Here is a 22081-nt window from a genome sequence, read left to right on the forward strand (position 1 = left end):
GCAACGCGGCCGAACAACCCGTTGGCCGGTAGTGGTCCGTTGGCCGGTAGTGGTCCGGCGGTCAGCGGTGGTCCGTTGCTCAGTGCTGGTCCGGGAGACTCCACCGGTAGGGAGCGATGAGCTGCTGGATCCGGTCGGGCCCCCAGGAACCCGGCTCGTAGAGCTCCACGGGCGGCGGGTCCTTCAGCAACGGGGTGGCCGCCTCCCACAGACGTTCGATGCCGTCCGAACGGGTGAACAGGGACTGGTCCCCCAACATGGCGTCCAGGATGAGCCGCTCGTAGCCCTCCAGCGCGTGCTCCTCGTTGTACGAGCCCGCGTACCGGAAGACCATCTCGGCGTCCTCCAGCCGCATCGCGGGCCCGGGTTCCTTGGTGAGGAACCTGGCCGTGATGCTTCCGGGATCGTCGAAGTCGATCAGCAGTGCGTTGCTGCGCGCGCCGGCGCATTGGTCGACGTCCATCGGGAACATGCGCAGCACCGGCTCGCGGAAGCCCAGCGTGACCACGTGTCGGCCCTGGGCGAGGGATTTGCCGGACCGCAGGAAGAAGGGCACGCCGGCCCAGCGCCAGTTGTCCAGTTCGACGCGCAGGGCCACGAAGGTCTCGGTGTCCGAGTGCGGGTCCACTCCCGGTTCGTCGCGGTAGCCCGTGTACTGGCCGCGGACGACGTGGGCGGGGTCCAGTGGCCGCAGGGACTGGAACACCTTCTCCTTCTCGTCCCGCAGCGCCTGCGCGTCGAGCGTGGTCGGGGGTTCCATCGCCACGAAGCCCATGAGCTGGAAGAGATGAGTGACGATCATGTCCCGGAAGGTGCCGGTCCCTTCGAAGAAGCGGGCCCGGCCCTCGATGCCGATCTGCTCCGGTACGTCGATCTGCACATGGCTGATGTGGTCCCGGTTCCAGATGGGCTCGAACAGGCCGTTGGCGAACCTCAGGGCCAGGATGTTGTCCACCGACTCCTTGCCCAGGAAGTGGTCGATGCGGAAGATCCTCGACTCGTCGAAGACGGCGTGGATGGTGGCGTTCAGGGCCCGGGCCGACGGCAGGTCGGTGCCGAAGGGCTTCTCCACGATCACCCGCGCGTTCTGCGCGAGTCCCGTGTCGCCGAGCAGTTGGACGACGGAGGAGAAGGCGACCGGCGGCACGGCCAGGTGGAAGAGGCGGCGCGGCCGGCCGCCGAGCGGCTGCTCGGCCTTCTGGACCGCGGCCAGCAGCGGCTGCGGATCCTCCGGGTCCGCGGCACCGAAGCTGAGCGCCGCTTCGAACGCCTCCCACGCCTCTCCCTGCGGTTTCGACCGGCCGAACTCCGCGACCGCATCGCGGGCATGCGTGCGGAACTCCTCGTCGCTGAGGGCGTCGGCGCCGGGCGCGGATCCCACCACCCGGTAGCGCTCGGGCATCAGTCCGGCGTGGGCCAGATGGAACAGCCCGGGCAGCAGTTTGCGGCGGGCCAGGTCGCCGGTCGCGCCGAAGAGCACGATCACATGGTCGTCCGGGCGCGGCTCCGAGGACGAGGCCCGGGTGGGGGTCGGCTGCGCCACGGTTCAGCCCGCCTTCTCGACGTGCCCGCCGAACTCACCGCGCATCGCGGACAGCAGTTTGTCGGTGAACTCGCCCAGTCCGCGCGAGGCGTACCGCTGGTAGAGGGCCGTGGTGATCACCGGGGCGGGCACACTCTCGTCGACCGCCGCCAGCACGGTCCAGCGGCCCTCCCCGGAATCGGAGACCCGGCCGGCGAAACCGTCGAGCTCCGGCGACCTGGCCAGCGCATCGGCGACCAGGTCGACCAGCCAGGAACCGACCACCGAACCGCGCCGCCACACCTCGGCGACCTCGGCGACGTCGATCTCGTAGGAGTAGGCGTCGGGATCGCGCAGCGGGGCGGTCTCCGCGTCGACCGTCCGCTTGCGCAGTCCCGCGTCGGCGTGCTTGATGACGCTCAGGCCTTCGGCGATGGCGGCCATCATCCCGTACTCCACGCCGTTGTGGACCATCTTCACGAAGTGGCCGGCGCCGCTGGGCCCGCAGTGCAGATAGCCGTCGGGGGCGGTGCCGGTCGTCTTGGTCCGGCCGGGAGTGGGTTCCGCGCAGCCGGCGCCCGGGGCGATCGTCCGCAGGAGGGGGTCCAGGCGCTGGACCGCCTCCCGGTCTCCGCCGACCATCAGGCAGTATCCGCGCTCCAGGCCCCAGACGCCCCCGGAGGTGCCGCAGTCCACGTAGTGGATACCGCTCGGCGCGAGCTGCTGGGAGCGGGTGATGTCGTCGCGGTAGTAGGAGTTGCCGCCGTCGATCACGATGTCCTCGGGCGCGAGCAGGCCGGCCAGTTCGTCGACCGTGCCCTGCACCACGCCCGCGGGGAGCATCAGCCAGATGTTCCGCGGCCGGTCGAGCTTGCCGACTAGGTCCTTCAGGGAGGACGCGCCGGTGGCGCCCTCCTGCTCCAACTCGCCGACGGCATCGGCGTCGAGGTCGTACACCACACAGGTGTGGCCGTCGCGCATGAGTCGGCGCACCAGGTTGGCGCCCATGCGTCCGAGCCCGACCATGCCGAGTTGCATGGGGGTGTTAGTGCTCATGGTCTGCCTCCCGCGCACTGGGGCGTCCTGGCTCCGCCTGCTGGACGGTGTCCATGCACAGGCCGCGCATGGCGTCCACCGGCAGCATGTCCTGGTCGGTCATGGGCAGCCGGTCCGATCCCTTCGGTGCTCCTGCGCTTCCAGTACACGCCAGATCACCGGTGCCCGCATGCCCATGGCAGTCGGCCTCGCCGCCGGGGCCGGGCCGGTCAGACGTGCGGGACGACGGCAACGGGGCAGTCCGCGTGATGGAGCACCGCATGGGCGACGGCACCGAGATGGCCCAGCCGTTGCCGGCCCCTGCGCCGGCCCACCACCGTGAGGCCGGCTCCGGCCGCGGCCTCGACGAGTCGGCCGGCCGCCCGTCCGGCGGTGGCCTCCTCCTGTACCTCCACCTGGGGGAAGCGCTCGCGGTAGGGCCGCACGGCCTCGCTCAGCGCCGCCCTGCCCGCCTCCGCCTCCTTGCTGCCCTCGCCGTGCGGGTGCATGGGGTGATGCAGGGCGGTCAGGCCCCAGGTGTGCAGGACATGGACGGGTACGGAGCGCCGTGCGGCGAAGTCGAAGGCGAACTGGAGCAGTTCCTCGCCGGGAGACCGGATGTCCAGACCCACGACGACACGGCCGCCCTCGTCCGGCTTGCTCCCGCGTACCAACACGACCGGGCTGTGCGCCTCGGCCGTCACCTCCTGGCCCACGGAGCCGACCGTGTAGCCCGCGCCGGAGCCGTACGACCCGAGCACCACGAGGTCGGCGTCGGCGGAAGCGGACACCAGTACCGAGTCGGGCGCGTCCTCGATTTCCTCCTCGCTGGTCGTGATCCCGCTGTGGCGGGACCGGGCCCGATCCGTCACGGTGTCGAGGAGCTCCTGCGCCCGTGCGGCCAGCACGTCCCGGGACGGCCGGACCGCCACGAGGGCGTGCTCCTGCCAGAGCGAGGCGTTCACCAGGCGCAGTTCGGCACTCCGCAGCGCGGCTTCGTCCGCGGCCCAGTCCACCGCTCTCATGCTCTCTTCGGAGCCGTCCACTCCCACCGCGATGCGTCCCGGCATGGCTGCTTCTCCTCGTGTAGGGGTCATGCACGGTGGCCGCCTCGGCCCTGAGCCCGGAGGGCGCCCACGAGGAAGCACAATGCATGGCGAATCATGCCATTTCGGGTGTATCAGGTGAGGTACCTCAGGCCGACTGCATCCAGGCTCGACCGCCGTGGCGGGCCGCGCGGGCCAGGAAGTGGTGCGGGACGTCCTCGTAGTACGCCAGATCCCAGCCGGCGGCCAGAAGCACGGGCCGCAGATTCTCCGGGGCCAGCGGGTCGTCCGGGTCGAGGGGGCGGCCGTGGCGGGCGGCACGTTCGGCGCGGCCGGAAGGGTGGAAGAGCAGCAGGACCCCGCCGGGAGCGGTCACCCTGGCCCACTCGCGCAGGGCCGCAGCGGGGTCGGGGACATGGTTGACCAGGCCCGCGCTGAACACACCGTCCACCGCGCCGTCCGGCAGCGGCAGCCGGCATGCGTCGGCCGGCAGCAAGGAGCCCTCCATGTCACGGCCTTCGCGCATCGCGGCCGTGAGCATCGCGGGTGTGAGCGCGGCGATCACCTGAGCACGATCGAGTGCGCCCCGGACGGCATCAACTCCCCCACCACCGGCGCTCCGGGCACCTCTCCGGCGACCAGCAGTCCGCCGGAGGTCTGCGCGTCGGCCAGCAGCAGCCGGGTGTCGGTGTCCGTGTCTCCGAAGTCGGTGTGGGGCGCCACCCACTCCAGGTTGCGCCGGGTGCCGCCGCTGACGTACCCGTCCCGGACCGCCTCCCTGGCACCGTCGAGGTAGGGCACGGCGGCGGTGTCGACCACGGCCGTCACGCCGGACGCCCGGGCCAGCTTGTGCAGATGGCCGAGGAGACCGAAGCCGGTGACGTCGGTGGCGCAGGTGGCGCCGGCCGAGAGGGCGGCCACGGACGCGTCCCGGTTCAGGGCCGTCATGGTGGCGATCGCCTGCTCGAACCGCTCGCCGGTGGCCTTGTGCCGGTTGTTGAGGACACCCAGGCCGAGTGGTTTGGTCAGCGAAAGGGGCAGGCCGGGCCGGCCGGCGTCGTTGCGCAGCAGCCTCGCCGGGTCGGCCAGTCCGGTGACGGCCATGCCGTACTTGGGTTCGGGGTCGTCGACGCTGTGCCCGCCGCCGATGTGACAGCCCGCCTCCGTGGCCACGTCCAGTCCGCCGCGCAGCACCTCACGGGCCAGATCGAACGCCAGCCGGTCGCGTGGCCAGGCCAGGAGGTTGACGGCGACTACGGGGCGGCCGCCCATCGCGTACACGTCGGACAGGGCGTTGGCGGCCGCGATGCGTCCCCAGTCGTACGGGTCGTCGACGACGGGCGTGAAGAAGTCGGCTGTGCACACCAGCGCCGTACCCGCATGCGCGGGCAGGGCGGCGACGGCCGCGTCGTCGCCGGTGGCGAGGCCGACCAGCAGCGGAGTGTCGCCCCCCGCAAGCGGTGCGCCCAGACCGCTGACGACCTCCTCCAGTTCTCCGGGCGGGATCTTGCAGGCGCAGCCGCCGCCGTGGGCGAACTGCGTGAGCCGTACGGAGGCTTGGCGGGTCGGTGTCATATCGGTCTCCCGGGGAACTAGCCTGGCGGTCGATGGAGGCGTGTGGGTGCCTGGTGGCCCTCCCGGTCTTCAAAACCGAGGTGCCCGAGGATCTCGGGCAGGCGGGTTCGATTCCCGTCCGCCTCCGCTCCCCGCACCGTCCCGGCAGCGCCGCCGCCGGTCGTCCACACGCTCCGTGTAGCCCTGGGCGTCCAGGTGCTCCAGCAGCGGCACGGCCACCCGGCGCGTGGTGTCCAGCGCCTGCCGGGCCTCGCTCGCGGTGAACGGCTGCGGCAGCCGCGCGAGCACGGCCGCGGCCCGCTCGTCCGCGCCCGGCAGCAGCACGATCCCGTCGGCCACCCGAAGCAGCGCACCAGCCGCCACAGCTGCGGCCACCGCCTTACGGGTGAGGCCGAGTTCGGCGAGGTGGCCGGCCTCCGGCGCGCGGAACGGTGCCGTCGCCAGATCCCGGCGTACGGCGTCGACGCCCGCCTGTACTTCCTGCGGAAGGGGCGGCCGGAGGCCTTCAGCGCCGTACAGACGCCCTTGCCGGCACGTGAGCCGGGAGGTCTCCGCCGCGAGGGCGTCCACCAGCGACCGGTCGGGCAGGCCGAGCAGATGACGGGCGGCCTCCAGGGAGAGTCCGGGGTCCAGGGCATGCTCCTTCGCATGCCGCTCCACCTCGGTGACCAGGCGCTCGCCCAGCTCAGCCCAGTGGGTGGGGTCGGCGAGCCAGTCCCCCGCCACGGGCGCGGCCGGGGACGGTACGCCCATCGCGAGCAGTTCCGAGCGCGTGACCAGCCTGCGGCGCCGCAGCTCGGCCGTGGCGTCCGGCAGGCCCGTCATGGTGGCCAGCTCGGCCGCTCTGGCCCGCGCCGCGCCCCGTCGGCGCAGCCGCGGCGGGCGGACGTCCAGCACGGTCACGCCGCAGGGCACGCGCCGGCCTCCAGGTTCACGCAGGACCGCGCGGTCGCCGACGCGCAGCGGCAGCTCCCGGCTCGGGGTCAGCCGGGCGGTGTCCTCGCCCAGGGGGCGGACGGTCACCGGGACGGCGGCCGTGCCGATGTGCAGGGTGACGGTCCGGGGCAGGTCGGCAACGGGCTGTCCGACGACCCGGACGTCGAGAAGATCCGTGCACAGCCAGCGCTCCGGCGCCAGCAGCACATCCCCGCGTCGCAGGTCGGCGGCGGACCCGTGCACGTTGACCGCCACGCGCGCCACCCCGCTGACCTCGCAGCGATCCTCGTGCAGGGACTGCAGCCCGCGCACCCGCAGCGCGGCCGTCGCGTCGCCCGTCACCAGCCGGTCCCCGACGCGCAGAGTGCCGGATCCGAGCGTGCCGGTCACCACCGTGCCGTGGCCGCGCACCGTGAACGCCCGGTCCAGCCACAGCCGTACGTCCGCGTCGGCGGGCGGGTCCGGCAGCGCGGCCGCCAGCCGGGACAGCTCGGTGCGCAGGCCGTCGAGCCCCGCGCCGGTCACCGAACTGACCGCGACGGCCGGTACGGCGCCGAGGGAGGTGTCGGCCATGCGCGCGGCCGCATCGGCCAGGACGGGCCCCGGATCGGCCAGGTCGCTGCGGGTCACCGCAAGGACGGCGTGCCGCACGCCGAGCGCGTCCAGGATCGCCAGGTGCTCCTCGGACTGCGGCTGCCAGCCCTGGTCGGCGGCGACGACGAAGAGCACCGCGGGGACGGGGCCGACCCCGGCGAGCATGGTCGGCACGAACCTCTCGTGTCCTGGCACGTCGACGAAGGCGAGGTACTCGCCGGCCGGACCGAGCCGGGTCCATACGAAGCCGAGGTCGAGGGTCAGTCCGCGGCGCCGCTCCTCCTCGAAGCGGTCGGGTTCCATGCCGGTCAGCGCCCTGACGAGGGCGGACTTGCCGTGGTCGACGTGTCCGGCGGTGGCCAGCACCCGCATGACGCCTGCCTCCTAGCTTCCCGCCGCCGCCCGCACGGCCTCGGCGAGTCGTTCGTCGTCCTCCGCAGGCACCGCCCGCAGGTCCAGAAGGCAGCGGCCCGACTCCAGACGGCCGACGACCGGGACGCGTCCGGTGCGCAGCGCGGCCGCGAACCGCTCTGGCAGGGACAGCGCGGCGCTGGGCAGCGTCACTCCGGGCGCGCCGCCCCCGCCGACCGTCGCGTCGCTCTCGACGGCCCGTACGTCGATGCCGTGCGGGCGCAGTGCCGAGGCGAGCCGTTCGGCGCGGGCCCGGAGAGTGGCGGGGCCGGCGGTCAGCGCGTCGTCGGTCGGGGTCGGCGGCCCGGTGAGGGTGGCCTCCAGGGCGGCCAGTGTCAGCTTGTCCACGCGTACGGCGCGGGCCAGCGGGTGCCGGGAGAGGGTGCGCACGATGTCGTCCTTGCCCAGCAGGAGTCCGCACTGCGGTCCGCCGAGCAGTTTGTCGCCGCTCGCGGTGACGAGGGAGGCACCGGCCCGCAGCTGCGTCTCGGCGTCCGGCTCCTCGGGCAGCCGGGGATGCGGGGCGAGCAGCCCGGAGCCGATGTCGACGACCACCGGGACGCCGAGTCCGGCCAGTTCGCCGACCTCGGCGGCGCGGGTGAAGCCGGTGATGCGGAAGTTGGAGGGGTGCACCTTCAGCGCGAAGCCCGTGTCCGGACCGATCGCGGCGGCGTAGTCGGCGGCGGTCGTGCGATTGGTGGTGCCGACCTCACGCAGTCGGGCCCCGGTGGAGACCAGCAGGTCCGGAAGCCGGAAGCCGTCCCCGATCTCCACCATCTCGCCGCGGCTCACGACGATCTCCCGGCCCGCGGCGAGCGCGGTGGCGGCCAGGACCAGCGCGGCGGCTCCGTTGTTGACGACGTGCACGGCTCCCGCGGACGGCACCCGCTCGTGCAGCGCACGCAGTGCCGTACGCCCGCGGCGGGCCCGTACGCCGGTGCGCAGGTCCAGCTCCACGTCGGTCGGCCCGGCGGCCGCGGCCACCGCGCGCCGGGCCGCGGCCGACAGTGGCGCGCGGCCGAGGTTGGTGTGGAGCAGCACCCCGGTGGCGTTGATCACCGCACGCAGTCCGCCGGCCGTGTCCGGAAGCAGGGCGGCCGCCTCGTCGGCCACGCTTCCTGGCGCGACGCGGCCGGTCCGGGCCCGTTCCTGCGCCTCCCGGACCGCCGCCTTGACGACGGACGCCCCGAGCAGACGGGCCGCCTCGACCAGTCGTGGATCACGCAGAAGGGCGTCCGTCCGCGGAATCCGCCGCCGTACGTCGTCATCCGGCCCCGCGAACGCCTCAGGCATACGACCCCTGCCTCTCCCGCCTGCCTCCCCCACTTCATGTCCATGGACGGCCATCGTCTCCGACTGCCCCGAGCCGGTCGTCCAACACGCCCGAGCGACGGGTGTGACTCCGGAAGATGTGCCTGTTCATCGCCGTCGAGGTGAATTACCGCCCAGCGAGGGAACCCGGAGGGGTGAGGTTGGCGAGTCATCGTAAGGAGCCCCATATGGATCACGGGGCCAGTCACGCATTCGGTCCCGCCCCGCGTGCTGATCTGCTGCTGTCGAGGGACTGCAAGGAGTGCTGGGGCTGGGGAACGGTAGTAACTCTGGACGGCCGTCACGAGCTCTGCCCGGTGTGCCAGACAACCGAGCAGCACACCACCACGGTCGCCACCGCGGCACACGCCCACAAGGCATGACCCCGCTTCCGGCGCGGAGCCACCCCATCTGTTCACCTACGTGACGCCATAGGTACATCTGTGAGGCACCCACGGCGGAGGAAAAGGCTGCATTGTCTGGTTTCGGACACCCGTATCCGAGCACAGAAAGTCAGCCGACATGGGCGAATTCCTTGTAGCCATGGCAACGAAAGTCGCCATGGCGCTCGCCGAGGCGATCATCATGCGCCTCGTGTGGGAGCTGTGGGCCGCTTGCTCACGCTCGCTGCGCTTGAACTTCGTAGCGGCTGCCGCGTGACCGCCGGGCGCCCGGCAGCGTCGCTCACGCCACCGCGCGCCCTGGGGGTATGAGCTAGCGCTTGGCGCCTGAGCTCTGCTTTTCCCTTCGCCCGCTGCGCAGCAGCCAGGTGGCTCCGCCGACAGCGAGGGCGACCGGCCATTCCAGGGCTCCTGCCACGGTCAGTGCTCCGAGACCTCCGTAGTACAGGAGATCCTTGGCGGGCGGCGCACTGGGCAGTCGTGCCGTGGCCGCGTGGGCCGTGCTCGTCATCTCCTCCTTGGTGAAGTACGGAACCGGCACGGGGGGATGCAGGGTGCGCATGTGCAGGTGCAGACCGGCACCGTCGTGCGCCTGGGGTTGCTGTCGCGTGGTCTCCGTAGCCGTCTTGGCCATCCCCCTCCTCCTTTCTCCGGAGTCGGTGTGGTTGTGCCTCCTCAATTGTCGCGCGCCTCCGGTGGCGGGTGCGCGGTCAAGGCGTTGCGATGGAAAAGGGGGTTGCTGAGCCACCCGTGCACACGGGGAGGGTGCCGGGCCGCAGGGAGCTGGTGATGCGCTGTGGCACTTCCGGGACGCGGACTGCTGAGGACTGTGGTGTCGTCCGCGGCCGGTGTGCTGCGGACCGAGGCCCGGGTACGCGTACGGTTCTTCGGCAACCGCGCGCACGTGGCCGTACGGGGTCTGCGCCCGGGCGACCTGCCCGAGGCCGCGGCGACGAAGCTGGCCAAGGAGGTCGAGCGGCGCCTGGCCGCCGTGCCCTCGGTGGACTGGGCCGTGGTGAACACCGTGATCGGGCACGCCGTGGTCGGCACCGACGGCTCGTCCGAGATGGAAGCCATCACGGACGCCCTGATCGAGGCGGTCGAGGCGGTGGAGGAGGCCCACGGCGTCGCGCACCCGCTGCCCGAGCACCCCACGTCGGGCGGGGCGGTCCGCAGGTCCACCTCGGCGACGGCCCTGCATGTGGCGGCCGCACCCTTGGCAGTGATGGCAGGTCTGACGCGGCGGACCCCCATCCCCGCGGGCATCGCTGCGCTCGCTCCGATCGTCGACGCCCACCCGCGTCTGAGGCATGTCGTCGAGGACGCGGTCGGCACCGAGAACGCCGGACTGCTCCTGGCCTCGCTCACCGCATTGGGGCAGGCCGGCTCGGGCGGTCTCGCCGGGGTGGTCGTGGACACCGCCCGGCACGTCCTGCGCACGATCGAGGCCGACGCGGAGGCCAACGCCTGGGCCGCGGCCGAGCCGCGCCTCGCGGGCAGCGCCGCGGCGGGGGCCCATGGCGCGCCGCCCGTGCCGCTTGCCCGGGAGACACCGCTGAAGCCCGGTCCGATCGAGCACTACGCCGACCGGGCACCCGTCGTGGGCGCGGCGTCCTTCGCCGGATCGCTGCTGTTCACCCGGCATCCCGGGCGGGCCGCCGGCGCGGCGCTGGCGGCGGTCCCGAAGGCACCGGTCCTTGCGCGCGAGGGCTTCGCCTGCGTTCTCGGCCGGGGCCTGGCCCGCCGGGGCATGGTCGTGGCCGATCCGGAGGCGCTGCGCAGGCTGGACCGGATCGGGGTCCTCTTGCTCGACACGAACGCGCTGGCCACCGGGTCCCATCGGCTTGCCGACCTGGTGGCCCTCGACGAGGACACGTCCGCGGGCGAACTCGCTGCCACGGCGCACCGGCTCTTCGACGGCTCCGCCCCGCAGCGCGTGCAGCGGGACACGGAGTGGAGCCTGGGGCCGGTCGAGCGTCTGAAGCTGCAGGGGCGAACGGGCAAGCGGGCCCGGGAGGGTCTGCGGCGGGACGGTGCGCGGTTCGTGCTGGGACTGGCGCGCGGACAGAGCCTGCTCGCCGTGATCAGCGTGCTGCCCGAGATGCACGAAGCCGCGAGCACCATCGTCCCCGCCGCGCATGCTGCCGGGCTCAGGGTCGTGACCGCCGGTGCGCACACCGCACAGGTGTCCGTCCGGGAGGCCGACGCCGTCAGCGAGGCGGGCGATCGGCCGCTGGATGCCGTACGGGCCCTGCAGCGCGACGGCGAGGGCGTGCTGCTGCTGTCGCACGACCGGCGCGCGCTGCAGGCCGCCGATGTCGGCATGGGTGTGGCCGACCCGCAGGACAGGCCGCCCTGGGGCGCGGACCTGTACCTGGACGGCGATCCCGGGGCGGCCGTGGTGATCGTGGAGGCCTGCCGCACCGCGCGGGAGACGGCGCGCCGGGGCGTGCGGCTCGCCGAGGCCGCGGCCGTGGTCGGCGAGACGGCGGTGCTGGCGGGGCGGACGCAGCGGCCGACCGCTCGGGGTACGACGGTGTTCAACGCGGCGGCCGGACTGGGCACCGTGGCCGGTGTCTGGGCGGCCGTACGGCTGCTGCGGCGCCCTGCGCCGCAGCCCTCGTCGCGGCAGCCGTGGCACACCATGGATCCGTCCACCGTGCTCGCCAGGACCGGTGGCGGCGGAGGCCCGGCGGACGAGAAGGCACGGGCGCGGGCCACGACCACCGGCGAGCCGGCGCCGACGACGTCGTTCGGCCGGGCCTACCTGTCCGAGATGGCGAACCCCCTCACACCCGTCCTCGGTGCCGGGGCGGCCATGTCGGCGTCGGTGGGCGCTGTCCTCGACGCCGTCGTCATCGTGGCGGTCACCGCCGTGTCCGGGTTCCTCGGCGGGTTCCAGCGGTACCGGACGGACCGTGCGGTCGCCCAACTGCGGCGGGAGTCGGCCGTCATGGCCAATGTGGTGCGGGACGGGGAGGAAACCGTCGCCGCCGCCGAGGAGTTGGCCGTGGGCGACGTGGTGAATCTGAACCCCGGTGACGTGGTGCCGGCGGACGGCCGGCTGCTGGAGGCGCACCATCTGGAACTCGACGAATCCGCGCTGACCGGCGAGTCGCTGCCGGTGGCCAAGGGTGTGGAGCCCGTGCTGGCCTCGCACCTGGGGGACCGTACGTCCATGGTCTACGAGGGCACCACCGTGGCGGCCGGCCGCGGCAGTGCCGTCGTCGTCGCCACCGGCACGGCCACCGAGGCGGGCCGCGCCGCGGCCGGCGGGCGTGGGGCGCCCCCCTCCGCCGGCGTCGAGCGCCGACTGACCCGGATCACCCACACCACACTGCCGGTGGCCCTCGGTTCCGCAGCCGCCGTGGTAGCGGCGGGCATGCTGCGGGGGCGCCCCATCCGGGACACGGTGGGGGCGGGCGTGGGACTGGCCGTGGCCAGCGTGCCCGAAGGACTGCCGTTCCTGGTCTCGGCCGCCCAACTCGCCTCCGCCAGAAGGCTTTCCGCACGCGGAGCCCTGCTCAGACACCCCCGCACCATCGAGGCCGCCGGCCGCACCGACGTCCTGTGCTTCGACAAGACGGGGACCCTCACCCAGGGGCGGATCTCCCTCGTCGCCGTCGCCGCCGACGGCCACAGCCTTCCTCTCGAAAAGCTGGGGGACGAGCAGCGGGCCGTCCTCGCCGCGGCGCTGCGGGCAACACCACGCCCGCACAACGGTGGAGAACTGGAACACGCCACCGACGGCGCGGTCGCCGACGGCGCTCAGGAGGCGGCAGTGAGCCGGACCACGGCCGCGGCGGGCTGGCGGCGCACCTCCAGCCTGCCGTTCGAGCCCAGTCGTGGTTTCCACGCCACGCGAGGCCGCTGCGGCGAGCGCCGGATCCTGTCCGTGAAGGGGGCACCGGAGGAGGTCGTGGAGCGCTGTGCCACCCGCGACGGCCGACACCTGGACCGCAAGGGCAGGACGGCCATCCTCACGGCGGGCGAACGGCTCGCGGCCAAGGGCCACCGGATCCTCGCGGTCGCCGAACTCCGGGACGCGCCGGGCGGCAAGCTGACCGACGAGACGGTGGACGGCCTCGATTTCCTCGGCTTCCTCGCGTTCGCCGACCGGGTGCGCGGCACCGCAGGCGACGCGGTGCGCCGACTGGCGGAGGCGGGGGTGCACATCGTGATGATCACCGGGGACCATCCGAGCACCGCCGAGTCGATGGCGCGCGAGTTGGGCGTCGTGAACGGCAGACGGGTGGTGACGGGAGCCGAACTCGACGACATGGACGACCGCGCCCTCGACAAGCTGTTGCCCGACGTCGGTGTCGTCGCCCGCGGCACCCCCGTGCACAAGGTGCGCGTGGTTCAGGCGTTCCAGCGCCTGGGCCGCACTGTCGCGATGACCGGCGACGGCGCCAACGACGCGCCCGCCATCCGGCTCGCCGACCTCGGGATCGCGTTCGGTACGCGGGCCACGCCGGCCGCGCGCGCGGCGGCGGACCTCGTCGTCACGGACGACCGGCTGGAGTCGGTGCTCGACGCACTCGTGGAGGGCCGCGCGATGTGGGCCTCCGTACGGAAGGCGCTGGCGATCCTGGTCGGCGGCAATCTCGGCGAGATCGCCTTCACCCTGCTCGGCGCGGCCGCCACCGGGACCTCCCCCTTGACGGCCCGTCAGCTCCTGCTGGTCAACCTCTTCACCGACCTCGCCCCGGCCATGGCCGTCGCCCTGCGCCCGCCGCGGCCCGAGGCCACGGAGCGCATGCTCCACGAGGGTCCCGAGGTCTCCCTCGGCACTGCCTTGACCGACGAGACGGTGAACCGCGCCGTGGCCACCGCCCTGGGCGCCACGGCCGGCTGGCTCGCCGCCCGCTTCACCGGCCGCCCCGCGCGTGCCCGCACCGTCGCTCTGGTCGCGCTCGTCGGTGCGCAGCTCGGTCAGACCCTCCTGGTCGGGGGCCGCAGCCCAGCGATCGTCATCGCCTCCGTCGGCTCTCTGGCCGCGTTGGCGGCCGTCGTCCAGACCCCGGTCCTCAGCCAGTTCTTCGGCTGCACGCCGCTCGGCCCCATCGCCTGGAGCATCGCCCTGTCCGCCGCGGTCGGTGCGACGGTGAGTTCACTGTTCCTCCCCCCGCTCATTGCGCGCGTCCACGCGGCGATTCCGGCACTGCGACCGGCAGGCACCGCGACAAGGTGAACGTCTGCGAAGGGCCGCTCGGCCGCATGCCGTGCCCACTCAGCCCATACTTGCTCGACGGTCGGGGCCGGAAGCTGAAGACCAAATCGGTCACACGGCATTCCGGAAGTGATCACCATGTCCACCGTTCACCCCGCCCGGCTGACAGCGCGGATCGACACCCCCTTGTCGCGCTGGCTGTGGCTGGTCAAGTGGCTGCTGGCCCTCCCCCACTACATCGTCCTCGTCCTCCTGTGGATCGCGTTCATCTGCGTGAGCGCGGTGGCGTTCTTCGCGATCCTGTTCACCGGCCGGTACCCACGCCCGTTGTTCGAGTTCAACACCGGCGTACTGCGCTGGAATTGGCGGGTGGCCTACTACGCGTACGGCGCACTGGGCACCGACCGCTACCCGCCCTTCACGCTCGCCGATGTCCCCGACTACCCGGCGCGCTGGGATCTGCCGTACCCCGAACACCTCTCACGCGGTCTGGTCCTGGTGAAGTGGTGGCTGCTGGCCCTTCCCCACTATCTGATCCTCGCGTTCCTCCTCGGCGGCGTCCGCGTTCCCTGGGCGGCGGGCGGACTCATCGGACTGCTCGCGCTGTTCGCCGGGGTCGCACTCGCGGTGACGGGCCGCTACCCGGCAGGCATCTTCGATCTCCTGACCGGGCTCAACCGCTGGGTGCTGCGCGTGGTCGCCTACGCGGCGCTGCTCACCGACGTGTATCCGCCGTTCCGGCTCGACATGGGCGGCAACGAACCCGACGACCCGAAGCAACCGGAACCCGCGCCATGACCACCGCGCACGGGCGGCAGATCCCCAGGCCCTGGGGATCCGCCGCCCGTGCGTTTCAGACGCTCCCCCTGAACACGTCGTTCCCGGGGACGGTCGCGCCGCCACCGGCCCGCACGGCTTCCACCGCCGCCTGGTGCAACTGCCGACTGTCCTGCGAGGAAGAGCAGGGCACCGGACTTCCGGCAAGGGTGAACCACGTGGAGGTGCCGCTGTACTGGATCGCCACGTGGGCCTGCCTGCCGTCCCAGGTGGTGTGGAGGGTCAGGTCACCGGACACGATTCCGGCCTCGTCGGTACGAGCACCTCCCCGCCCGGCGAACACCCCAGTCGTCGTCCATGAAGCTCGTGCCATCACCATCAGCCTTCTTTCCTGCCCATCAGCCTTCTTCCCTGATTACAGGTCCCTCCCATGGTCGCTCGCACGGCTCCCCCCTGCCCGGGCCGACAGTCCCGCCGCCAGGGACCGACCGGCCCTGGTCCGGCTCGGCCGCCCAGGCGGCCGAGGGCCCCGAGTACGTCGAGGAGCGGGTTCCTTCTCCCACGGGCGCACAGGGCCGGACGGGGCAATGAGTGCGTGCCCTCCGGCCCTCGCCGTGCAGGCGGTCCCGGACGACGCTGGATGTGACGGGAGGGCGATGCCATGTCGCTGAAACTCGAACCGATTCTCCTGATCGTCACCAGCGCGGCGCTCGTGGCGGGCGGCGCTCTGTGGCTGATCGGCGCCACCGACCTGGCCGATCTGTGCTGGGCGCTGGGCACACTCGCGGCGATCGGGCCCGCCGTCGGCTGGGCGCTGGCCGCGTTGCGCCATGGCCACGCCGGGGTGGACCTGATCGCGATCCTGGCCCTGGGCGGCACGCTGGCCGTGCACGAGTACCTCGCCGGAGCGCTGATCGCGCTGATGCTCGCCACCGGGCGCACCCTCGAAGCGGCGGCCCAGCGCCGGGCCTCCCATGATCTGCGGGCGCTCCTGGAGCATGCCCCCCGCACCGCACGGCGGCGCACCGGCACCGAGGTGCGCACGGTGCCGCTCGCCGAGATCGTCGTAGGGGACCTGCTCGTCGTCGGCCCCGGTGAGGTGGTCCCCGTCGACGGACACGTGGTCGAGGGCCCGGCCGTACTCGACGAGTCGGTCCTCACCGGTGAGTCGGCGCCCGTCGAGTACGGGCACGGCCGGAGCGTCCGCAGTGGTGTCGTCAACGCCGGAGGCGCGTTCGAGCTGCGGGCCACGGCCACCGAGCAGGACAGCACGTACGCCGAGATCGTACGACTGGCCCAGCAGGCGGGGGCCGAGTCCGCGCCGGTCGTGCGGCTGGCCGACCGATACGCGGCCTGGTTCCTGCCGCTCACCCTTGCGGTGGCCGGGCTCACCTGGCTGATCAGCGGCTCTGCCGTGCGGGCGGTGGCGGTGCTGGTCGTCGCCACGCCCTGTCCCCTGCTGCTCGCGGCGCCGGTGGCGGTCGTCTCCGGGCTGTCCCGGGCCTCCCGGCTCGGCGTGGTGGTCCGCGACGGTGGCGCGCTGGAGAACCTCGGCCGGGCGCGCACCCTCCTCCTCGACAAGACCGGCACGCTCACCCGGGGACGCCCGCATGTGCTCGACGTGACCGGCGCACCCGGCTGGAAGCCGGCGGAGGTACTGCGGCTGGCCGCGTCCGTCGACCAGTACTCGCCCCATGTGCTCGCTCACGCGATCGTCGACGCGGCGCGTGAGCGCGGGCTGGAACCGTCCGTGGCCACCGATGTGTCCGAGGAGCCGGGCCGGGGCGCCCGGGCGACGGTGGAGGGACACCGGCTGGCGGTCGGCCGGCTCGATCTCGGTGCGGATCGGGAGGCATGGGTCCGTGCGGCCCGCAACCGGGCCCTGCTGGACGGTGCGGCCGTCGCGTGGCTCAGCGCCGACGGCCGGCCCGTCGGCGCGGTCCTGCTCCGCGATCCGCTCCGCCACGACGCGCCCCGGACCCTGCGCCGGCTGCGCGCGGCGGGCATCGAGCGGCTCGTGATGCTCACCGGTGACCGGCCCGAACCCGCTCGGGAGGTCGCCGCCGTGCTCGGCCTGGACGACGTGTGCGCCGACCTCACCCCCGCGGACAAGGTGGCGGCCGTACGGACGGAGGGTGAGCGCGCGGTCACCGTGATGGTCGGCGACGGGGTCAACGACGCTCCGGCCCTCGCGGCCGCGCACGTCGGCGTGGCGATGGGAGCGCGCGGCTCCACCGCGTCCTCCGAGGCCGCCGACGTCGTCCTGACCACCGACCGGGTGGACCGCCTGGCCGACGCCGTGGCCATCGCCGTACGGGCCCGGCGGATCGCGGTGCAGAGCGCGCTCGGCGGGATGCTGATGTCGCTGGCGGCCATGGGCGCCGCCGCTGCCGGCCTGCTGCCGCCGGCGGCCGGAGCGCTGCTCCAGGAGGCCATCGACGTCGCGGTCATCCTCAACGCGCTACGCGCCCTGAAGATCGGCCAGGCGGCGGGGCCGGCCCTCGAACCCGCCACGGAGGCGCTCATCCACCGCTTCGCGGCCGAGCACGACGATCTGCAGGAGGTCCTGGAAGCGGTGCGCGCCGCCGCCGACCGGCTCGCCGATGACAGCGGCCCGAAGTCATTGGCGGCCGTGGCCGAGGCGCACCGGTTGCTCACCGAGCGGCTGCTGCCGCACGAGTACGCCGAGGAGCACCAGCTCTACCCGGCGCTGGCCTCCGCGCTCGGCGGACCCGAGACGACCGCGACGATGAGCCGTGCCCACGTCGAGATCGAGCGGCTCGCCCGGCGTATCGCCACCCACCTCGCGCTCGCCGACGCCGACACGGGCGTGGCCCCTGAGCAACTCGACGACCTGCGCGCCTGCCTCTACGGGCTGTACACCGTGCTGCGCCTGCACTTCACACAGGAGGAGGAGAACTACTTCTCCCTCGCGCCGTGAAACGCAGCGAGCGGCCCAGGGGCATCCCCGACTGGAGGCTCCCCGCCATCGGGACTTTCATGAAAGCAGCGGAAGAACCCCACGCTGGAGACGACGATGTCCGGACCTAGTGATCGCCGACCGATCGTGGTGGGTGTCGACCCCGAGCCCGCCAAGCGGATGGTGCTGGCCTGGGCGGCCGACGAGGCCGCACGGCGCCACGTGCCCCTGCGCCTGGTGCATGCCGAGGGCGTGCCGACCAGGGGCTACCGGAGGCGGGAGCCCCCGCCGTCCTGGGAGGAATGGAACGCGTCGCTGCACGAGGCGGGCGAACGGGCGCTCAAGGCCGCCGTGACCTTCGTGGAGGCCCGGCAGCCGCAGCTCGATGTGGACTGGCTGCTCGCCGAGGGCGACCCCGCCTGGATCCTGCAGGAGCAGAGCCGCGACGCCACGGCCGTGGTGCTCGGGTCACGGCATCTGACCCGCGCGAAGGAGGTGTTCGGCGGGGCCTCGGTCGCCCTGCCGGTCGTGGCCCACGCCCACTGCCCCGTGGTCGTCGTGCCCGAGCCGGAGCACATCACCCAGCAGCCCGCGTACTTCGTGGTGGGCGTCGACGGCAGCGCGCGTTCCACCGCCGCCGTCGACCTCGCCTTCGAGGAGGCGGCCCTGCACGGCGCCACGCTGCGGGCTCTGTACGTGTGGCAGCCGGGTCCGCTCCGCATCTTCGACGAACAGACGGAGCAGCAGGAGCACCGGAGGGTGCTTTCCGAGATCGTGGCAGGGCGCAAAGAGCGGTATCCGGAGGTGGAGCTGCACCACGAGCTGGTCGTCGGTCATCCCGTGCAGGTGCTGACCGAGCAGTCCACCCATGCACTGGGCCTTGTGGTGGGGAGCCGCGGCCACGGCGGCTTCGCCGGCATGGTGCTGGGGTCGGTGAGTCAGGGCGTACTGCACTATGCGCACTGCCCCGTCATCGTCGTCCCGGACACGCCGCGCGAAGCATGAGACCCCGCGGGGTTTCCACCGCGGGGACTCGGAACACGCGCCGGCGCGGCGGGCTCCCGGGGGAGCCCGCCGCGCCGCCGGCTTTCAGCGCAGCCAGCCGTGGTCGCGGACGATGGGCAGCTTGGCCCAGAGTCGGCCCGCGCCGAGGGTGTTGCCCGCGGCGACGGCGGCCAGTGCGATCAGGACGACGGCGTAGATGAGGTGGTAGTCGACGAACGGGTTGGAGGACATGCTCGGTGAGCCGTCCGACAGGTGCTTGGCGGGCGGCCACTCGGCGATCCACATCAGCGCCATCATCGCGGTGCCCGCGACGGCGGCGATGCGCAGCGCGACGCCCGCGGTCAGGGCCAGGCCGACGCCGAGCAGGCCGAGCATGAACAGCCAGTCCGCCCAGGTGTCACCGGCCCAGGAGTGGAAGGTGGACTCCATCGGCCCGGCCGCGACGGAACCGAGGAAGCCCTTCGTCGGCGAACCGCCGTCGATCCAGCCCTTGCCGGACTGGGTGGCGTAGCCGAGGCCGAAGGTCTTGTCGAGGAATGCCCACAGGAAGACGAATCCGGTGAGCAGACGCAGGGAGGCGAGGGCGTAGGCCCACGCGGTGTGGGTGTCGGTGTCCACCGACACCGTGGGCTCGGAGGCGGTGCGGTTCCTGCGGAAGGACGGCAGGTGGAAGCCAGGGCTCCGGTGAGGGTGCTCGTGCACGGCCATGATGGCGATCCCTTCGGGGAGGGTCGGGGCGTTGCCTGACGCCCTTCACTCTGGTCTCGCGAGCTCGGCGGCACCGGATGCCGAAGGTCTGTGACCGTAGGGCTGAACGTCCCTGTCTGCAAGGCCCGTTGAACCGCCGTTCGGTCGTCCGGCGAAGCGGGGTCGTCGTCTGTCTCCTTGCCGGCGCGTCCGGCGGCACCGCGGATCTTCGAGGAGGCTTCGGCCACAGTTCCGGCGGCCGACTAGGATCTCCTGCGGACGGCACCCACTAACACATGCGTTCGTATGGGAACAGGGCCGTTCGGGCATGATGCGGGGGTGCGACTGGCACCTTTCGGAAGGAGCGGGAATGGCGGAGAGTCCGGCCGACGAGCGCGGGAGCCGTCCGGCGGCGCCTCATTTGCGGCTGGATGAGCTGCTGGAGGGGCTGCAGGCGCAGGTCGAGCAGGTACGTGCGACCCGTGACCGCGTGCACACGCTGCTGGACGCGGTACTCGCCATCGGCTCCGATCTGGATCTCGACGTCGTCCTGCGGAGAATCACCGAGTCCGCGGTGAGCGTGGTGGACGCGCGGTACGGGGCACTCGGGGTGCTGGGGGAGGAAGGCCGGATCAAGCAGTTCATCACGGTCGGCATGGACGAGGACACGATCGGTACGATCGGCCACTACCCCCACGGCCAGGGCATCCTGGGGCTGCTGATCCGGGAGCCCGAGCCGCTGCGGCTGGCCGACCTGGGCCGGCATCCCGATTCGGTGGGCTTCCCGGCGGGCCACCCGCCGATGACCACGTTCCTCGGGGCACCGGTGCGGGTCCGCGACCAGGTGTTCGGAAACCTGTATCTGACCGACAAGCGCGGCGGCGCGGAGTTCGACGACGATGACGAGGCGGTGCTGCGCACCCTCGCGGCCGCGGCGGGCGTGGCGATCGACAACGCCCGGCTGTACGAGGACAGCCGCCGCAGGGAGCAGTGGCTGACCGCGAGCAGCGAACTGACCCGCAGTCTCCTGTCCGGCACCGATCCGGTCCGGGTGCTGCACCAGGTCACGTCGACCGTCAGAGCTCTGGCGGAGGCGGATCTGGTCACGCTGGCGGTGCCGCTCGACGGCGGCGAGCTGGTGATCGAGGCTGCCGACGGAGAGGGCGCCGAGGGGGTGCGCGGGCTGGTACTGCCGACCACCACGCTGGCCTCGAAGGTCTATCAGTCCAATGAACGGATCACCAGCAGCGCACTGTCCCAGGAGGCGCAGGCCGGGGGCGGTTCCGCGGCGCAGATCGACCTCGGGCCCGGGTTCCTGCTCCCGCTGGGCGGGGACGAGTATGTGCGCGGGGTGCTGCAGGTCGCCAATCTGCCGGGCGGTGCCGAGTTCTCCGACGCCAGCATGACCATGATCGGTGGCTTCGCCGATCAGGCCGCGCTGGCTCTTGAGGTCGCCGACCACCGGCGCGAGGCCGAGCATCTGCTGGTCCTGTCCGATCGAGACCGCATCGCCCGCGACCTGCACGACCTGGCCATCCAGCGGCTCTTCGCCTCGGGGCTGACCCTGAACTCGGTGCTCGGACTGCTCTCCGACCGGCCCAAGGTGGCCGAGCGCGTGCAGCGGGTGGTCGACGACCTCGACGACACCATCAAGACGGTACGGGGCACCATCTACGCGCTGCGCGAGCGGGACCGCCCCGACGGGCGTGGCGGGCTGCGCGCGCAGCTGCTGGCCGAGACCGACCAGGCCGCCGCCGTGCTGGGCTTCACCCCGGCCCTGCGCATGACCGGGCTGCTCGACACCGACGTGCCGGCCGGTCATGCCGAGCAGCTTCTTGCGGTGCTGCGCGAAACCCTGTCGAACGCCGCCCGGCACGCGCACGCCGCCGCCGTCGAGGTCACCGCCGAGACGGACGGGCGACGACTGAGCCTGCGCGTCGCCGACAACGGCCGGGGACTCGACCCCACCGTCACCCGCCGTAGCGGCCTGGACAACCTCAGCCAGCGCGCCACCGCCCTCGGCGGCGACTTCACCCTCACAGCGAACGAACCCGTCGGCACCGTCGCGGAATGGACGGTGCCACTGCCCGCGCAGTGAGAGGGCCGACCCCCGTCCTAGGGGGTGTCGTTTGGACGCCGGGATGATCCAAACGACACCCCCTAGTGGTCTGAAGCGGAGAGAAACAGGGCCGATCGGCCCTATTCCCGGCCGTCGACCGCCAGGACGATGGGCGGATGTTCCAAGACGACGCCTTTCGCGCACTCGACCGGCCGGAATGCCTGCGCCTGCTGGGCAAGGTGCCGATCGGCCGTGTGGTGTACACCCGTAAGGCGCTGCCCGCGGTCCTGCCGGTGAACTTCTCCCTGGACGCGGACTCCTCCGTGGTGCTGTTCACGTCATCGGGCTCCGACCTCGTCCGCGCGATCGACGGTGTCGTGGTCGCGTTCGAAGTGGACGACTTCCGGGCGGAGACCCAGTCGGGCTGGAGCGTGGTGGTCACCGGCAGGGCCGAGATCGTGACCGACCCGGCCGAGCACGAGCGCCTGTCACGTACCGGTCCTCGCTCCTGGATGCCGGTGCGCGACGGGGTCTTCGTACGGATCGAGTCCGAGATCGTCACCGGACGCGAGCTCCTCGGGACGGTCGAGGCGCGCTGAAGCGCCCCCCGGTACGGACGACGCGTCCTG

General features: G+C 72.7%; 15 protein-coding genes, 1 tRNA gene and 1 pseudogene. 7 read left to right on the forward strand and 10 right to left on the reverse strand.

All coding sequences use genetic code 11. The features are described 5' to 3' along the window. Positions 1 to 79 precede the first annotated feature (79 nt). From zwf to selD, 5 genes are all read right to left on the reverse strand, one after another. The gene (gene zwf / locus ACZ4EG_RS24180; RefSeq protein ID WP_467792047.1) at positions 80 to 1543 is read right to left on the reverse strand and encodes a glucose-6-phosphate dehydrogenase; all 1464 of its coding nucleotides are present in this window, start codon (positions 1541 to 1543) and stop codon (positions 80 to 82) included. A gap of 3 nt (positions 1544 to 1546) precedes the next feature. Further along, positions 1547 to 2578 (reverse strand): phosphogluconate dehydrogenase (NAD(+)-dependent, decarboxylating), encoded by a 1032-nt coding sequence (gene gnd, locus ACZ4EG_RS24185; protein ID WP_453548905.1) that lies wholly within the window; start codon positions 2576 to 2578, stop codon positions 1547 to 1549. Positions 2579 to 2787: 209 nt separating this feature from the next. Next, a complete protein-coding gene (locus tag ACZ4EG_RS24190) occupies positions 2788 to 3627 on the reverse strand; it encodes a universal stress protein (RefSeq protein WP_467792048.1) in 840 nt (279 codons plus the stop codon). Between the two features lie 124 nt (positions 3628 to 3751). Beyond that, complete coding sequence (locus tag ACZ4EG_RS24195) at positions 3752 to 4168, reverse strand: class I SAM-dependent methyltransferase (protein ID WP_467792049.1); 417 nt, start codon at positions 4166 to 4168, stop codon at positions 3752 to 3754. Then, a complete protein-coding gene (gene selD / locus ACZ4EG_RS24200; protein WP_467792050.1) occupies positions 4165 to 5178 on the reverse strand; it encodes a selenide, water dikinase SelD in 1014 nt (337 codons plus the stop codon). The genes ACZ4EG_RS24195 and selD overlap by 4 nt, the downstream gene beginning before the upstream one ends. A gap of 34 nt (positions 5179 to 5212) precedes the next feature. On the opposite strand from selD, the gene ACZ4EG_RS24205 reads away from it, so the two are divergent. Beyond that, positions 5213 to 5305 (forward strand) — tRNA-Sec (locus tag ACZ4EG_RS24205). Positions 5306 to 5340: 35 nt separating this feature from the next. On the opposite strand, the pseudogene ACZ4EG_RS24210 reads toward ACZ4EG_RS24205, so the two are convergent. From ACZ4EG_RS24210 to ACZ4EG_RS24220, 3 genes and pseudogenes are all read right to left on the reverse strand, one after another. Then, a pseudogene (locus ACZ4EG_RS24210) lies at positions 5341 to 7080 on the reverse strand (SelB domain-containing protein); the annotation flags it as partial. 12 nt (positions 7081 to 7092) lie between these two features. After that, on the reverse strand, positions 7093 to 8412 hold the full coding sequence (selA, locus tag ACZ4EG_RS24215) for an L-seryl-tRNA(Sec) selenium transferase (RefSeq protein ID WP_467792051.1): 1320 nt from the start codon (positions 8410 to 8412) through the stop codon (positions 7093 to 7095). Between the two features lie 732 nt (positions 8413 to 9144). Further along, entirely contained in the window at positions 9145 to 9465 is a 321-nt protein-coding gene (locus ACZ4EG_RS24220) for a hypothetical protein (RefSeq protein WP_453548889.1), read from the reverse strand. A gap of 162 nt (positions 9466 to 9627) precedes the next feature. On the opposite strand from ACZ4EG_RS24220, the gene ACZ4EG_RS24225 reads away from it, so the two are divergent. Together ACZ4EG_RS24225 and ACZ4EG_RS24230 are read left to right on the forward strand one after the other, a co-directional pair. Further along, complete coding sequence (locus tag ACZ4EG_RS24225) at positions 9628 to 14025, forward strand: cation-translocating P-type ATPase (protein WP_467792052.1); 4398 nt, start codon at positions 9628 to 9630, stop codon at positions 14023 to 14025. Between the two features lie 117 nt (positions 14026 to 14142). Continuing rightward, positions 14143 to 14802, forward strand: a complete 660-nt coding sequence (locus ACZ4EG_RS24230) for a DUF4389 domain-containing protein (protein WP_453548885.1) — start codon at positions 14143 to 14145, stop codon at positions 14800 to 14802. Positions 14803 to 14857: 55 nt separating this feature from the next. Here ACZ4EG_RS24230 and ACZ4EG_RS24235 read toward each other — a convergent pair whose 3' ends face one another. After that, complete coding sequence (locus ACZ4EG_RS24235; protein WP_390707978.1) at positions 14858 to 15154, reverse strand: hypothetical protein; 297 nt, start codon at positions 15152 to 15154, stop codon at positions 14858 to 14860. 288 nt (positions 15155 to 15442) lie between these two features. Between ACZ4EG_RS24235 and ACZ4EG_RS24240 the strand changes: the two genes are divergently transcribed. Both ACZ4EG_RS24240 and ACZ4EG_RS24245 read left to right on the forward strand, forming a co-directional pair. Further along, positions 15443 to 17722, forward strand: a complete 2280-nt coding sequence (locus tag ACZ4EG_RS24240; protein WP_467792053.1) for a heavy metal translocating P-type ATPase — start codon at positions 15443 to 15445, stop codon at positions 17720 to 17722. A 96-nt stretch (positions 17723 to 17818) separates the two neighbouring features. Then, the gene (locus ACZ4EG_RS24245; RefSeq protein ID WP_467792054.1) at positions 17819 to 18706 is read left to right on the forward strand and encodes a universal stress protein; all 888 of its coding nucleotides are present in this window, start codon (positions 17819 to 17821) and stop codon (positions 18704 to 18706) included. Positions 18707 to 18790: 84 nt separating this feature from the next. On the opposite strand, the gene ACZ4EG_RS24250 is transcribed toward ACZ4EG_RS24245, so the two are convergent. Then, a complete protein-coding gene (locus ACZ4EG_RS24250; protein ID WP_467792055.1) occupies positions 18791 to 19414 on the reverse strand; it encodes a hypothetical protein in 624 nt (207 codons plus the stop codon). 349 nt (positions 19415 to 19763) lie between these two features. Here ACZ4EG_RS24250 and ACZ4EG_RS24255 point away from each other — a divergent pair, with 349 nt between their 5' ends. Together ACZ4EG_RS24255 and ACZ4EG_RS24260 are read left to right on the forward strand one after the other, a co-directional pair. Then, on the forward strand, positions 19764 to 21491 hold the full coding sequence (locus ACZ4EG_RS24255; RefSeq protein WP_467792056.1) for a sensor histidine kinase: 1728 nt from the start codon (positions 19764 to 19766) through the stop codon (positions 21489 to 21491). 137 nt (positions 21492 to 21628) lie between these two features. Next, on the forward strand, positions 21629 to 22051 hold the full coding sequence (locus ACZ4EG_RS24260; RefSeq protein ID WP_453548876.1) for a pyridoxamine 5'-phosphate oxidase family protein: 423 nt from the start codon (positions 21629 to 21631) through the stop codon (positions 22049 to 22051). The last annotated feature ends 30 nt before the right edge of the window (positions 22052 to 22081 follow it).

Source organism: Streptomyces sp. NPDC025638 (assembly GCF_055558775.1).